Below are 13,798 nucleotides of genomic sequence, written 5' to 3'. Positions count from 1 at the left end.
CTGCTCCCATCTTAGATCGCGCCGCGGCTACGCAGCAGATCCAACACTTGCTTGACGCTTTCTTCCAGCGACAGCGACTGGGTGTCGACCACGAGGTCGGCGTCCAGCGGCACGTCGTACGGGAAGGAGTCGCCCGGGATGTTGTCGCCAGCGGCGGCGTACAGCCCTTGCGGATCACGCTCGGCACACACCGTCGGCGAGGCCTGGACGTATACCGTCAGCAAACGCTCCTTGCCGATCAGGTCCTTGGCTTGCTCGCGACCTTCAGCACTCGGCGCCACGAAGGCCGCCAGGGTCAGCAGGCCCGCCTCGTTGAACTGACGCGCCACATGCGCGGCACGACGCCAGTTCTCGGTACGCCCGGCACGGTCCTGCGGCAGGCCTTTGTTCAGGTCATGACGCAGGTTCTGGCCATCCAGAACGAACACCGCGCGGCCCATGTCGAACAGCTTGCGTTCAACCGCATAAGCCAGGGTGCTTTTACCCGCGCCGGACAAGCCGCTGAACAACACGGTGGCCGGTTGCTGGCCGAAGCGCTGGGCGCGTTCTTCAGTCGCCACGTGCGCCAGTTTGCCGTGGTGCGTGCTACCACCATGGGTCGACGGCTGGGCGATGATCATCCCGGCGGCAACGGTGCCGTTGGTTAAACGATCGATAACGATGAACGAACCGGTGGTGCGGTTGCTCGCGTAACCGTCCAGGGCGATGGCGGCGTCGAGGCTGACCTTGACCCGGCCGATCTCGTTCAGGTTCAGCGAACTGGCCGGCCCTTCTTCCAGGGTGTTCACGTCAACGCGGTTGACGATGCTGGTGATCGAACCCGGCACGTAAGACGTAGCGCGTTTGATGTCGTATTTCTTGCCCGGCAGCATCGGTTCTTCGGCCATCCACACCAGCATGGCGTCGAAGGCGTCGGTCACTTGCGGCAGGTTGTCGGCGTGTACCAGCAGGTCGCCGCGAGAGATGTCGATCTCGTCTTCCATGGTCAGCGTGACCGCTTGGCCAGGACCGGCGTGTTCCAGTTCACCTTCGAAGGTGACGATGGATTTCACACGGCTGCTCTTGCCCGACGGCAGCACCACGACTTCGTCGCCCTTGTGCACGATGCCGCTGGCCAGGGTACCGGCGAAACCACGGAAGTTCAGGTTCGGACGGTTGACGTACTGCACCGGGAAACGCAGGTCGGTGTAGTTGCGGTCGTTGGCGATCTCGACGGTCTCGAGAATTTCCATCAGCGACTGGCCGGTGTACCACGGCGAGCGCTCGGACTTGTTCACCACGTTGTCGCCCTTCAGGGCCGACATCGGCACGAAGGCCATGGTGGTCGGCTTGAACGCGATGCCTTCGGCAAACTTCAGGTAATCGGCCTTGATCGACTCGAACACGCTTTCGTCGAAGCCGTTGAGGTCCATCTTGTTGATAGCGACCACGATGTGCTTGATGCCGAGCAACGAGGCGATGAAGCTGTGGCGACGAGTCTGGGTCTGCACGCCGTAACGGGCATCGACCAGGATGATCGCCAGGTCACAGGTGGACGCACCGGTGGCCATGTTGCGGGTGTACTGCTCATGGCCCGGGGTATCGGCGATGATGAATTTGCGCTTGGCGGTGGAGAAATAGCGGTAGGCAACATCAATGGTGATGCCCTGCTCACGCTCGGCTTGCAAGCCGTCGACCAGCAACGCCAGGTCGATGTCTTCGCCCGTGGTGCCGACTTTCTTCGAGTCACGGGTGATGGCTTCCAGGTGATCTTCGTAGATCATCTTGGAGTCGTGCAGCAGGCGCCCGATCAGGGTGCTCTTGCCGTCGTCGACGTTGCCACAGGTCAGGAAGCGCAGCATTTCCTTGCGTTCGTGCTGGCCCAGGTAGGCGAGGATGTCCTCACTGATCAAATCGGATTGATGGCTCATTGGGGTTAAGCTCCGAGCTGTAAGCTTCAAGCGGCAAGCTTGTCGGCGTACAGCTAGTCAGAAATTTTGTTAATCAAGCCGCATAGCATTCTTGAAAGCTCGCGGGTTTCTGTAATCCAATTTTCAGCCAGTGGATCGGCGATATAAGCAATTTCACGGGCAATGAGGAGTTGGGTGCGTAACTCCCCACAGGAAGCCTTGGCGATCCAAAGAAAACGCACTTTTTCCTTGGCACTGCGCCGTTCCATGCCTTCAGCAATATTGGAAGGCATCGAAAGCGCGGAGCGGGTGATTTGGTCCTTGAAACCAAAATCCCTGCAACGCGCGAACTCTCTGTAAATGCCCACCGCCAAACACTTGCTACGCTGCCAAACAACCAGTCTCTCGAAATCCATAACGAGTAACTCAATCACGGCTCGCAGCAACCGGCCACAAGCACCAAACCACAACGTTACGCATACCGCCTTTAACTTGCAGCTTGCCGCTTGTAACTCGAAACTTAAAAGTAACCCTGCCGTTTCTTTTCTTCCATCGAACCTGCGCCATCGTGATCGATGACCCGGCCCTGGCGTTCGGAAGTTCGCGTCAGGAGCATTTCCTGAATGATGTCGGTCAGGCTGGTGGCCTCGGATTCGACCGCACCGGTCAACGGGTAGTCGCCGAGTGTGCGGAAGCGCACCTTTTTCTTGACGATGCGCGCCTTGTCTTCGTCGCTCAGGTGATTGAGCAGGCGTTCGTCGTCGATCATGATCCAGGTGCCATTCATCTCGATGACGTCGCGCTCGGCGGCGAAATACAGCGGCACGATCGGGATGCCTTCAAGGTAGATGTACTGCCAGATATCCAGCTCGGTCCAGTTCGACAACGGGAACACACGAATGGATTCGCCCTTGTTGACGTTGCCGTTGTAGACGTTCCACAGCTCGGGGCGCTGGTTTTTCGGGTCCCAGCGGTGCTTGGTGTCGCGGAAGGAATACACGCGCTCTTTGGCGCGGGACTTCTCTTCATCACGACGGGCACCGCCGAAAGCGGCGTCGAAACCATACTTGTCGAGGGCTTGTTTCAGGCCTTCGGTTTTCATGATGTCGGTGTGCTTGGCGCTGCCGTGGGTCAGTGGGTTGATGCCCTGCGCGACGCCATCGGGGTTGACGTGGACGATCAGGTCCAGGCCCAGTTCTTCGACCATGCGGTCGCGGAACGCGTACATTTCCTTGAACTTCCACCGGGTGTCGACGTGCATCACCGGGAACGGCAGCTTGCCCGGGAAGAATGCCTTGCGCGCAAGGTGCAGCATCACGGCGGAGTCTTTACCGACGGAGTACAGCATCACCGGGTTATCGAACTCGGCGGCGACCTCGCGGATGATGTGGATGCTTTCGGCCTCCAGCTGTTTCAGATGCGTCAGTTTGTCGACCATGGCTACTCACGAAAACGATCTTATGGACGGCCAGCGGGCCGTGTTCGAGCGGGGAATCCTAGCACAGCGACCTCTTCTAATCAGGACGTGGGCTAGATCGAAAGGGTATATGAATATACCTGCTCGTTTGGGCTACAGCCCTTGTAGGAGCAAGGCTTGCCCGCGAAGAACGATAACGCGGTCTACCTGACGCATCGCGTAATCGTTCTTCGCGGGCAAGCCTCGCTCCTGCAGGGTATGGCGGTGTTAGATGGGGTTGGGGCAATCAATGAAGATGTGTTCCAGGGCAAACCGTCGCGCCAGGTAGTCCCCCAGCGCTTGAACGCCATAACGCTCGGTGGCGTGATGACCGGCGGCGATGAAGCTGATGTCGTTTTCCCGTGCGCTGTGGAAAGTTTGCTCGGAGGCTTCGCCGCTCAGGTACAGATCGACACCCGCCAGCACCGCCTGATCAATGTAGCCCTGGCCACCCCCGGTGCACCAGCCGACCCGACGAATCATCTGGCTGCCTTCAATCAGCAACGGCTCGCGGCCCATCACTTCCTGCACCCGGCGCGCAAAGTCGCGAGGGCTCAGCGGTTCACTCAGCGAGCCGACCAGGCCGACGACTTTCAGGTTATCCGGATCCAGCGGCCCTTCGACGGTGATGTCCAACTGACGGGCCAGCTGCACGTTGTTACCGACGTCCGGATGCAAATCCAGCGGCAAGTGATAAGACAGCAAACTGATGTCGTGCTTGAGCAAGGTCTTCAAGCGGCGCTGCTTCATGCCGGTGATGCACGGGTTCTCGCCCTTCCAGAAGTAGCCATGATGCACCAGCACCAGATCGGCCTTGGCCTCGACCGCCGCGTCCAGCAGCGCCTGGCTGGCAGTGACGCCGCTGACGATGCGCATCACTTGCGGACGACCTTCGACCTGCAAGCCATTCGGGCAGTAGTCGGCGATCTTTGAACTGTTAAGGTAACGGTCGGCTTCTTCGACCAGGGTGCTCAGGGCGACGGCCATAAAAGACTCCTAAATATCCCGTTCAGAGGCGCGCTCGCCTCGTATAATGCGCGACATTATGGGCGGTCTCATACCACCTGCAACCTTTCCAGGACTTGCTTAATGCTTAAGGCGCTGCGTTTTTCCGGCTGGCCGCTGTTGGCCGGCGTGCTTATTGCTCTGTTGATAATCCAGCGTTACCCACAGTGGGTCGGGCTTCCGAGCCTGGACGTCAACCTGCAGCAAGCCCCGCAAACCACCAGCGTGCAACAAGGGCCAGTGTCCTACGCCGATGCCGTGGTGATTGCCGCACCAGCGGTGGTCAACCTCTACACGACCAAAGTCATCAATAAGCCGAATCACCCGCTGTTCGAAGATCCGCAGTTCCGCCGCTTCTTCGGCGACAACTCGCCGAAGCAGAAGCGCATGGAGTCGAGCCTGGGCTCCGGCGTGATCATGAGCCCGGAAGGCTACATTTTGACCAACAATCACGTGACCACCGGTGCCGACCAGATTGTCGTGGCGCTCAAGGATGGCCGCGAAACCCTGGCCCGAGTGATCGGCAGCGACCCGGAAACCGACCTGGCGGTATTGAAGATCGATCTGAAAAACCTGCCGGCGATCACCATCGGCCGTTCCGACAACATCCGCATCGGCGACGTCGCGCTGGCCATCGGCAACCCGTTCGGCGTCGGCCAGACGGTGACCATGGGCATCATCAGCGCCACCGGGCGTAACCAGTTGGGCCTGAACAACTACGAAGACTTCATCCAGACCGACGCCGCGATCAACCCCGGCAACTCCGGCGGTGCGCTGGTGGACGCCAACGGCAACCTGACCGGCATCAACACCGCGATCTTCTCCAAGTCCGGGGGCTCCCAAGGCATCGGTTTTGCGATCCCGGTCAAACTGGCCATGGAAGTGATGAAGTCAATCATCGAACACGGGCAGGTAATTCGCGGCTGGCTTGGGATTGAAGTGCAACCGTTGACCCAGGAACTGGCGGAATCGTTCGGCCTGTCCGGGCGTCCAGGCATCGTGGTGGCGGGGATTTTCCGTGACGGTCCGGCGCAGAAGGCCGGCCTGCAACTCGGTGACGTGATCCTCAGCATCGACGGCGAACCGGCCGGCGATGGCCGCCGTTCGATGAACCAGGTGGCGCGGATCAAACCGACCGACAAGGTAACGATCCAGGTGATGCGTAACGGCAAGGAACTGAAGCTGAGCGCAGAGATTGGTTTGCGTCCGCCGCCGGCGCCGGTCAAAGAAGAAGAGTAAGCCACCCCGCCGCCTGACCTGATCGTTCCCACGCGACCCGTGGGAACGATCATGTAGGAGCGAGGCTTGCCCGCGAAGGCGTCAGGTCAGTCAGCGATGATGTCGACTGATATGACGCCTTCGCGGGCAAGCCTCGCTCCTACAGGGGGTGGTACTGGTTAGAGATCGCCGAGGCCGTCGATCAACGCCTGGTTCTGCTCTGGCGTGCCGATGGAGATCCGCAGGAACTGGGCAATCCGCTCCTGCTTGAAGTGCCGAACGATCACCCCTTGCTCACGCAACTTCGCCGCCAGACCGGCCGCATCATGTTGCGGGTGCCGCGCGAAGATGAAGTTGGCGGCCGATGGCAGCACTTCAAAGCCCTTCGCTTCCAGCTGAGCGACAACCTTCTCGCGGTTCTCGATGACCAATCGGCACGTCTTGTCGAAGTACTCACGATCCTCGAACGCCGCCGCTGCCCCGACATTCGCCAGGCGATCCAGCGGATACGAGTTGAAGCTGTTCTTGATCCGCTCCAGGGCCTCGATCAGGTCCGGGTGCCCTACCGCCAGACCAACCCGCAGCCCCGCCAACGAGCGGGACTTGGACAAGGTCTGGGTCACCAGCAGGTTCGGGTAGCGGTCCACCAGGCTGATCGCGGTTTCGCCGCCGAAGTCGATATAGGCTTCATCGACCACCACCACCGAATCCGGGCTGGCCTTGAGGATCTGCTCCACGGCGTCCAGCGCCAGCAGGCACCCGGTCGGCGCGTTCGGGTTGGGGAAAATGATCCCGCCGTTGGGCTTGGCGTAGTCGGCCGGGTTGATCTGGAACTGGGCGTCCAGCGGCACTGCGTCAAAGGCAATGCCGTACAACCCGCAGTACACCGGGTAGAAGCTGTAGCTGATGTCCGGGAACAGCACCGGATTGTCGTGTTGCAGCAAGCCGTGAAAGATGTGCGCCAGGACTTCGTCGGAACCGTTGCCGAGGAACACCTGGTTGCTCTGAACGCCGTAGTACTTGGCCACGGCATTCTTCAGCAAATCGCTGTTCGGGTCCGGGTACAGGCGCAGGTTGTCGTTCAGTTCGGTCTGCATCGCCGCCAGGGCTTTTGGCGACGGACCGTAGGGGTTTTCGTTGGTGTTGAGCTTCACCAGTTTCGCCAGTTTCGGCTGCTCGCCCGGCACGTAAGGCACCAGATCCTTGACGAACGGGCTCCAGAATTTACTCATCTTCAGTTCCCCTTCTTGTCATCAACGATGCGGTATTCGGCGCTGCGGGCGTGGGCGGTCAGCGACTCGCCACGGGCCAGCACGGACGCGGTCTTGCCCAGTTCGGACGCCCCCTGCTCGGAGCAGAAAATGATCGACGAGCGTTTCTGGAAGTCGTACACACCCAGCGGCGAGGAGAACCGCGCGGTGCCTGAGGTCGGCAACACGTGGTTCGGGCCGGCGCAGTAATCGCCCAGGGCTTCAGAGGTGTGGCGCCCCATGAAGATCGCCCCAGCGTGGCGGATCAGCGGCAGCCAGGCTTGCGGATCGGCGACCGACAACTCCAGGTGCTCCGGCGCGATGCGGTTGGCCACTTCGATGGCTTGTTCCATGTCACGGACCAGGATCAGCGCGCCACGGCCGTTGATCGAGGTTTCGATGATCTCGGCGCGCTCCATGGTTGGCAGCAGCTTGCTGATGCTGGCAGCCACCTTGTCGAGGAACTCGGCGTCCGGGCTGACCAGAATCGCCTGGGCGTCTTCGTCGTGCTCGGCCTGGGAGAACAGGTCCATGGCGATCCAGTCCGGATCGGTCTGGCCGTCGCACACCACGAGAATCTCGGACGGGCCGGCGATCATGTCGATACCGACCTGACCAAACACGTGGCGCTTGGCAGTGGCGACATAGATGTTGCCCGGGCCAACCACTTTGTCGACCTTCGGCACGCTTTCGGTGCCGTAAGCCAGCGCGGCAACCGCTTGGGCGCCGCCGATAGTGAACACGCGGTCGACGCCAGCGATGCAGGCCGCGGCCAGTACCAGTTCATTGAGTTCACCGCGCGGGGTTGGCACGACCATGACCACTTCGGTCACACCGGCCACCTTGGCTGGAATCGCGTTCATCAGCACGGAGGACGGGTACGACGCCTTGCCACCCGGCACGTACAGGCCGGCGCGATCCAGCGGCGTGACCTTCTGGCCCAGCACCGTGCCGTCGGCTTCGGTGTAACTCCAGGAATCCTGCTTCTGTTTTTCGTGGTAGCTGCGCACCCGGGCCGCGGCTTTTTCCAACGCTTCGCGCTGGGGTACGGTGATCCGGGTCAGGGCCAGTTCCAGGCGTTCGCGCGGCAGGATCAGGTCGGCCATGGAGGCGACTTGCAAGCCATCGAACTTCTGGGTGAATTCCACCAGCGCCGCATCGCCACGCTCACGCACAGCCTTGATGATGTCCAGCACCCGCTGATTGACCGAGTCGTCAGACACACTTTCCCAGCTCAGCAGATGATCCAGATGATGCGCGAAATCCGGGTCAGCAGCGTTGAGTCGGCGAATTGCAGTCGGTGCGGTCATAGCGAGAGCCTCATAGGAATGGCAAAAACTCAGGCGCCCTAACTTAGCAGTCGTTTCCGCTTGGGCACCTGAGATTCTGGCTATGAGGCGGATAGACGGGCGCGACTCAAGGTCGCGCAGGTGAATCAGCCGCGGTGTCGAGACTCCACTGCCTTGCGCAAGGTGTCGATCAACGCCTGGATACGGGCGTGCTGCATTTTCATCGAAGCCTTGTTGACGATCAGCCGGGAGCTGATATCAGCGATGAAATCCTGTGGCTCCAGGCCATTGGCCCGCAGCGTGTTGCCGGTGTCGACCACGTCGATGATCTTGTCGGCCAGGCCGATCAGCGGCGCCAGTTCCATCGAGCCATAGAGCTTGATGATGTCGACCTGACGACCCTGCTCGGCGTAGTAACGCTTGGCAACGTTGACAAACTTGGTGGCGACGCGCAGACGACCCTTGGGTTCGATGGCGCCGACCTTGCCGGCCGTCATCAGCTTGCACAGGGCAATCCGCAGGTCCAGGGGCTCGTAGAGACCCTGGCCGCCGTATTCCATCAGCACATCTTTACCGGCGACGCCCAGGTCCGCGGCACCGTGCTCGACATAAGTCGGCACGTCGGTGGCGCGCACGATCAGCAGACGTACGTCAGGCTGGGTCGTGGGGATGATCAGCTTGCGGCTCTTGTCCGGATTCTCGGTCGGCACGATGCCCGCTTCAGCCAGAAGCGGCAGGGTGTCGTCAAGGATACGGCCCTTGGACAGTGCGATGGTCAACATGGGAAACGTCAGTCCTTATCAAGGTACTCATGCCCGGTCGCAATCGGCGCCGGACATACATCGAGGCCATTACAGCCTCGATGAAGCAAATCAGTTAACAGCAAACTGTGGCGAGGGAGCCTGCTCCCGCTGGGTCGCGAAGCGGCCCCAACAGCGGGACTGCTGCGCAGTCCAACGGGAGCAAGCTCCCTCGCCACAATTGCAGCCGGAACTAGCCCGGTACGCGGCGGATCTTGGCGCCGAGCATCTGCAGTTTCTCTTCGATGCACTCGTAACCACGGTCGATGTGGTAGATGCGATCGATCAGGGTGTCGCCTTCGGCGATCAGTGCCGAGATCACCAGGCTGGCCGACGCACGCAGGTCGGTGGCCATGACTGGCGCGCCCTTGAGCTTCTCGGTGCCGGTGACGATGGCAGTGTTGCCTTCGACCTGGATCTTGGCGCCCATGCGGTGCAACTCGTACACGTGCATGAAGCGGTTTTCGAAGATCGTCTCGATCACGGCACCGGTGCCTTCGGCAATGGCGTTGAGGGAGATGAACTGCGCCTGCATGTCGGTCGGGAACGCCGGGTACGGAGCGGTCCGCACGTTGACGGCTTTTGGCCGCTTGCCGTGCATGTTCAGCTCGATCCAGTCTTCGCCGCAGGTGATTTCGGCACCCGACTCACGGAGCTTTTCCAGGACGGCTTCGAGGATGGTCGGATCGGTGTCCTTGACCTTCACGCGACCGCCAGTCACGGCAGCGGCGACCAGGTAGGTGCCGGTCTCAATCCGGTCCGGCATCACCTTGTAAGTGGCCGGGTGCAGACGCTCAACGCCATCGATGGTGATGGTGTCGGTGCCGGCGCCAGTGATCTTGGCGCCCATGGCGATCAGGAAGTTCGCCAGGTCGATGACTTCAGGCTCGCGTGCGGCGTTAGCCAGGACGCTACGGCCCTTGGCCAGGGCAGCGGCCATCATGATGTTTTCGGTACCGGTCACACTGACGGTATCGAAGAAGAAGTGCGCACCGCGCAAGCCGCCTTCTGGCGCCTTGGCCTTGATGTAGCCGCCTTCGACATCAATGACTGCGCCCATGGCTTCGAGACCACGGATGTGCAGGTCGACCGGACGCGAACCGATGGCGCAACCGCCAGGCAGTGCAACTTCGGCTTCACCGAAACGCGCAACCATCGGGCCCAATACCAGGATCGAGGCACGCATGGTTTTCACCAGTTCGTACGGCGCGATCAGGGTCTTGATGGTGCGTGGGTCGATTTCGACGCTGAGTTTCTCGTCGATCACCGGCTCGATGCCCATGCGACCGAACAGCTCGATCATGGTGGTGATGTCGTGCAGGTGCGGCAGGTTGGCGACGGTGACCGGGCCATCGCACAGCAAGGTGGCGGCCAGGATCGGCAGGGCAGAGTTCTTTGCCCCGGAAATGCGGATTTCGCCATCAAGACGAACGCCACCAGTAATTATCAATTTATCCATAAGAATCTCGACGCCCTTGGGCTCAGGTGCGCTCGGCCCAGGCCGCGCTGCTGAAAAATTTCATAGTGACCGCATGGATGCTGCCATCGGTGATCCATGGGTTCAAATGGGCATAGATCTGCTGCTGACGCTTCACCGGGCTCAACGCCGCCAGTTCATCGCTAATCACGTTCAGCTGAAAGTTGCAGCCTTCGCCCTCAACTTCTACCAGCGTTCCGGGCAGCTTTCCTTCAAGGAAGCTCTTCACTTCTACGGCCTGCATGCTCAACCTCAATCGGCGCCCTGTGCGCGCGGGTCGGACATCATACAAAAAAGCCCCGCGCCTGCGAACCCCGCATTCACAGGACTCTGACGGGGGGCTTCTTTATAGATGCCGGTTAGGGGTGCGCCAACAGCTCGGTCAATTCGCTGACCTGAGCGATTTCGCGCATGTCTTCGGGCATGGCGCGGATGCTGACGGCCTTGCCGCCCGCCTCTGCATCACGCATGAAGCACAGCAGCAGCGACAAGCCGACACTGCTGGACTTCGTCACCGCCGAACAATCAACCACCACGGCGGCGGCCTTACTGGCCTTGATCAGCGCCTGACCTTGCTTGCGCAAGTCAGGGCCGGTGCGGTAATCCAGCACGCCACTGAGCAGCAACTCGCCGGTTTCGCTCATGCGAACGGCTGACTCACTCATTGAGTCTTCTTCTCTGTGGCTTCCTTGGCTTTAGCGACTTCCCCGGCCCAATTGTTGATGGTCTTGTCCAGGTCGTTGCCATTGCGCTGCATCGCGTCAGCGAACTGATCGCGGAACAGCTTGCCGATATTGATGCCGTTGATGATCACGTTGCGCAGCTTCCACTCGCCGTTGATCTTCTCCAGGGTGTACTGCACGGGATAAACCGCGCCGTTGGTGCCCTTGACCGTCATGCCAACGCTGGTGCGGTCGCCCGACTCATCCTTGGCAGGGTCAACGGTGATGCCCTGGTTGTTGTATTCGAGCAAGGCGTTGCCATAGAACTGGAACAGGCCTTTCTTGAAGTTTTCCTGGAAGGTCTGCATCTGCGCGGGCGTGGCTTTGCGCGAATACTTGACCGTCATGATGCTTTTGGAAATGCCTTCGGCATCCACCACAGGGCCGACAATGGTGTTCAGCGCCGTGTAGAAGTCCTGTGGATCCGTCTTGTACTTCTCTTTATTGGCCGACAGGTCTGCGAGCATCCGGGTCGTGGTGTCCTGAACCAGATCGTGCGCCGACTGTGCCGCCACGGCGTTAGCCATCAACGGCAGGGCCGCGAGTAATACCAACAGGCCACGTCGCAAGGTAGAGATCATTCAAAAGCTCCTCATTTGGCGTCTTTGCTAACGGTATTGAGCAGGAATTTACCGATCAGGTCCTCGAGCACCAGCGACGACTGGGTGTCATGGATGGTCCCGCCATCCTTGAGCAAGGCTTGTTCCCCGCCCACGCTGATACCAATGTACTTCTCGCCCAACAGGCCAGCGGTCAGGATAGATGCAGTGGAGTCAGTCGGCAGATTATCTACGCGCTTTTCCAGCTGCATGGTCACCCGACCGGTGAAACTGTCGCGGTCCAGATCGATTGCCGTGACCTTGCCGATGGTCACACCGGCCAAGGTCACTTTAGCTCTGACCGTCAAACCGGCGATATTGTCGAAATAAGCATAAAGTTTATATGACTCGGTGGTCGCGCTCGGGGACAGGCCACTGACCCGCAACGCAAGCAGCAGCAAAGCCAGGATGCCAGCCAGCAGGAAAAGGCCGACACCGATTTCCAGGGTGCGGTTTTGCATCAGAAATCTCCAAACATCAAGGCGGTCAGAATAAAGTCCAGGCCGAGCACTGCCAAAGAGGCATACACCACGGTCTTGGTTGTGGCACGACTGATCCCCTCGGAAGTGGGCTCGCAGTCATACCCTTGGAATACGGCAATCCAGGTCACGACAAACCCGAAAACGATGCTTTTGATGATGCCGTTGAGCACGTCGCCATTGAACGTCACGCTGTTTTGCATGTTCGCCCAGTAGGAGCCGTCATAGACGCCCAGCCAGTCGACTGCAACCCACGAACCGCCCCAGATCCCGACGACGCTGAAAATCATCGCCAGCACCGGCAGGGAAATGAAACCGGCCCACAGGCGCGGGGCAACGATGTACTTGAGCGGGTCGACGCCAATCATTTCCAGACTGGACAACTGCTCAGTGGACTTCATGTTGCCGATTTCCGCCGTCAGGGCCGAACCGGCACGCCCGGCGAACAGCAATGCTGTCACCACCGGCCCCAGTTCACGCAGCAGCGTCAGGGCAACCATCTGCCCGACGGCCTGCTCCGAACCGTAGCTGGACAGGATATTGAAGCCTTGCAGCGCCAGCACCATGCCGATAAACACCCCGGAGACCACGATGATCACCAGAGACATCACGCCGATCGAATGCAGCTGCTTGATCAGCAAGCCGAAACCGCCACCAATGCCACCGCGACCCAGCAACGCGTGGAACAGGAAAATCGCCGCCCGCCCGAACACCCCCACGGCATCGATGGCCGCGCGGCCGAACCGGCGCACTCTTTCTATTAGTGAAATCTTGCGCATCAGCGCTTCCCCAGAAGATCTGCGCGGTAATCCGTCGCTGGAAAGTGATAGGCGACCGGACCGTCCGGCTCGCCCGTCATGAATTGACGGATACGCGGCTCCTGCGAGTTCATCAGTTCTTCAGGCGTGCCCTGCCCCAGGACTTGCCCTTCGCCCACCACATAAATGTAATCGGCAATGCTCGCGGTTTCGGCCAGATCGTGGGAAACCACGATGCTGGTGATGCCCAGCGCATCGTTGAGCAGGCGGATCAGGCGCACCAGCACACCCATGGCGATCGGGTCCTGCCCGACAAAGGGCTCGTCATACATGAGGATCTGCGGATCAAGCGCAATGGCCCGCGCCAGCGCGACGCGACGCTTCATGCCGCCGGACAATTCGTCAGGCATCAGGTCGATGGCGCCACGCAAGCCCACGGCCTGCAATTTGAGCAGGACGATGTCACGGATCATTTCTTCCGGCAGCTCGGTATGGACGCGCAGCGGAAAAGCAACGTTCTCGAATACATCGAGATCGGTAAACAGTGCGCCGCTCTGGAACAGCACGCCCATGTGCTTGCGCGCATCGAACAGATCGCTGCGAGACAATTTGGGTAAATTCTGGCCGTTGACCCAGACTTCGCCGCTGGTAGGTCGCAACTGCGCGCCCATCAGCCGTAATAGCGTGGTCTTGCCACACCCGGAAGGTCCCATGATGCCGGTGACCTTGCCGCGCGGGATACGGATATCGACGTTATTGAAAATGCTGCGCGTACCGCGCTTGAAGGTCAGTCCCTTCAGCTCGACCGCGTAGGCGTTATCGGCACTCATCTAAACTCCTTGCGATGCAGCCTCTC

At 60.2% G+C, this 13,798-nt stretch carries 15 protein-coding genes; 1 reads left to right on the top strand and 14 read right to left on the bottom strand.

What is annotated here, in order from left to right; translation table 11 throughout:
- Positions 1-11: 11 nt before the first annotated feature.
- The 4 genes from cysN to ACY4LX_RS05950 all read right to left on the bottom strand — a co-directional run bounded on the left by cysN (position 12) and on the right by ACY4LX_RS05950 (position 4,332).
- Positions 12-1,910, bottom strand: coding sequence for a sulfate adenylyltransferase subunit CysN (gene cysN / locus ACY4LX_RS05965; RefSeq protein ID WP_463259416.1), 1,899 nt, complete (start codon positions 1,908-1,910; stop codon positions 12-14).
- A gap of 53 nt (positions 1,911-1,963) precedes the next feature.
- The gene (locus ACY4LX_RS05960) at positions 1,964-2,305 is read right to left on the bottom strand and encodes a four helix bundle protein (RefSeq protein ID WP_463259415.1); all 342 of its coding nucleotides are present in this window, start codon (positions 2,303-2,305) and stop codon (positions 1,964-1,966) included.
- Positions 2,306-2,409: 104 nt separating this feature from the next.
- Positions 2,410-3,327 (bottom strand): sulfate adenylyltransferase subunit CysD, encoded by a 918-nt coding sequence (gene cysD, locus ACY4LX_RS05955; RefSeq protein WP_090175435.1) that lies wholly within the window; start codon positions 3,325-3,327, stop codon positions 2,410-2,412.
- A 246-nt stretch (positions 3,328-3,573) separates the two neighbouring features.
- Complete coding sequence (locus ACY4LX_RS05950; RefSeq protein ID WP_149657571.1) at positions 3,574-4,332, bottom strand: Nif3-like dinuclear metal center hexameric protein; 759 nt, start codon at positions 4,330-4,332, stop codon at positions 3,574-3,576.
- Between the two features lie 102 nt (positions 4,333-4,434).
- Here ACY4LX_RS05950 and algW point away from each other — a divergent pair, with 102 nt between their 5' ends.
- A complete protein-coding gene (algW, locus tag ACY4LX_RS05945; protein WP_149657572.1) occupies positions 4,435-5,589 on the top strand; it encodes a Do family serine endopeptidase AlgW in 1,155 nt (384 codons plus the stop codon).
- Between the two features lie 158 nt (positions 5,590-5,747).
- Here algW and hisC read toward each other — a convergent pair whose 3' ends face one another.
- From hisC to ACY4LX_RS05895, 10 genes are all read right to left on the bottom strand, one after another.
- Entirely contained in the window at positions 5,748-6,800 is a 1,053-nt protein-coding gene (gene hisC / locus ACY4LX_RS05940; RefSeq protein ID WP_149657573.1) for a histidinol-phosphate transaminase, read from the bottom strand.
- Positions 6,801-6,802: 2 nt separating this feature from the next.
- A complete protein-coding gene (gene hisD / locus ACY4LX_RS05935; protein WP_463259414.1) occupies positions 6,803-8,128 on the bottom strand; it encodes a histidinol dehydrogenase in 1,326 nt (441 codons plus the stop codon).
- 125 nt (positions 8,129-8,253) lie between these two features.
- Positions 8,254-8,889, bottom strand: a complete 636-nt coding sequence (hisG, locus tag ACY4LX_RS05930) for an ATP phosphoribosyltransferase (protein WP_092273233.1) — start codon at positions 8,887-8,889, stop codon at positions 8,254-8,256.
- Between the two features lie 211 nt (positions 8,890-9,100).
- On the bottom strand, positions 9,101-10,366 hold the full coding sequence (gene murA / locus ACY4LX_RS05925; protein ID WP_133838552.1) for a UDP-N-acetylglucosamine 1-carboxyvinyltransferase: 1,266 nt from the start codon (positions 10,364-10,366) through the stop codon (positions 9,101-9,103).
- Positions 10,367-10,388: 22 nt separating this feature from the next.
- Positions 10,389-10,628: a BolA family protein gene (locus ACY4LX_RS05920; RefSeq protein WP_007912386.1), complete on the bottom strand. Its 240-nt coding sequence runs from the start codon at positions 10,626-10,628 to the stop codon at positions 10,389-10,391.
- A 115-nt stretch (positions 10,629-10,743) separates the two neighbouring features.
- Entirely contained in the window at positions 10,744-11,049 is a 306-nt protein-coding gene (locus tag ACY4LX_RS05915) for an STAS domain-containing protein (protein ID WP_149657575.1), read from the bottom strand.
- The gene (locus ACY4LX_RS05910) at positions 11,046-11,687 is read right to left on the bottom strand and encodes an MlaC/ttg2D family ABC transporter substrate-binding protein (RefSeq protein ID WP_149657576.1); all 642 of its coding nucleotides are present in this window, start codon (positions 11,685-11,687) and stop codon (positions 11,046-11,048) included. Before ACY4LX_RS05910 ends, ACY4LX_RS05915 begins: the two co-directional genes overlap by 4 nt.
- An 11-nt stretch (positions 11,688-11,698) precedes the next feature.
- Positions 11,699-12,166 carry an outer membrane lipid asymmetry maintenance protein MlaD gene (gene mlaD / locus ACY4LX_RS05905; protein WP_463259413.1) on the bottom strand — a complete coding sequence of 156 codons (468 nt, stop codon included), beginning with the start codon at positions 12,164-12,166 and terminating at the stop codon, positions 11,699-11,701.
- The gene (mlaE, locus tag ACY4LX_RS05900) at positions 12,166-12,963 is read right to left on the bottom strand and encodes a lipid asymmetry maintenance ABC transporter permease subunit MlaE (RefSeq protein WP_133838548.1); all 798 of its coding nucleotides are present in this window, start codon (positions 12,961-12,963) and stop codon (positions 12,166-12,168) included. The genes mlaD and mlaE overlap by 1 nt, the downstream gene beginning before the upstream one ends.
- Entirely contained in the window at positions 12,963-13,772 is an 810-nt protein-coding gene (locus ACY4LX_RS05895) for an ATP-binding cassette domain-containing protein (RefSeq protein ID WP_054049897.1), read from the bottom strand. The genes mlaE and ACY4LX_RS05895 overlap by 1 nt, the downstream gene beginning before the upstream one ends.
- Positions 13,773-13,798 lie beyond the last annotated feature (26 nt).

It is taken from the genome of Pseudomonas sp. Emmai, from assembly GCF_055179735.1.
Note: the sequence above shows the minus strand (reverse complement) of the source record. Positions and strands in the feature narration are given on the sequence as shown.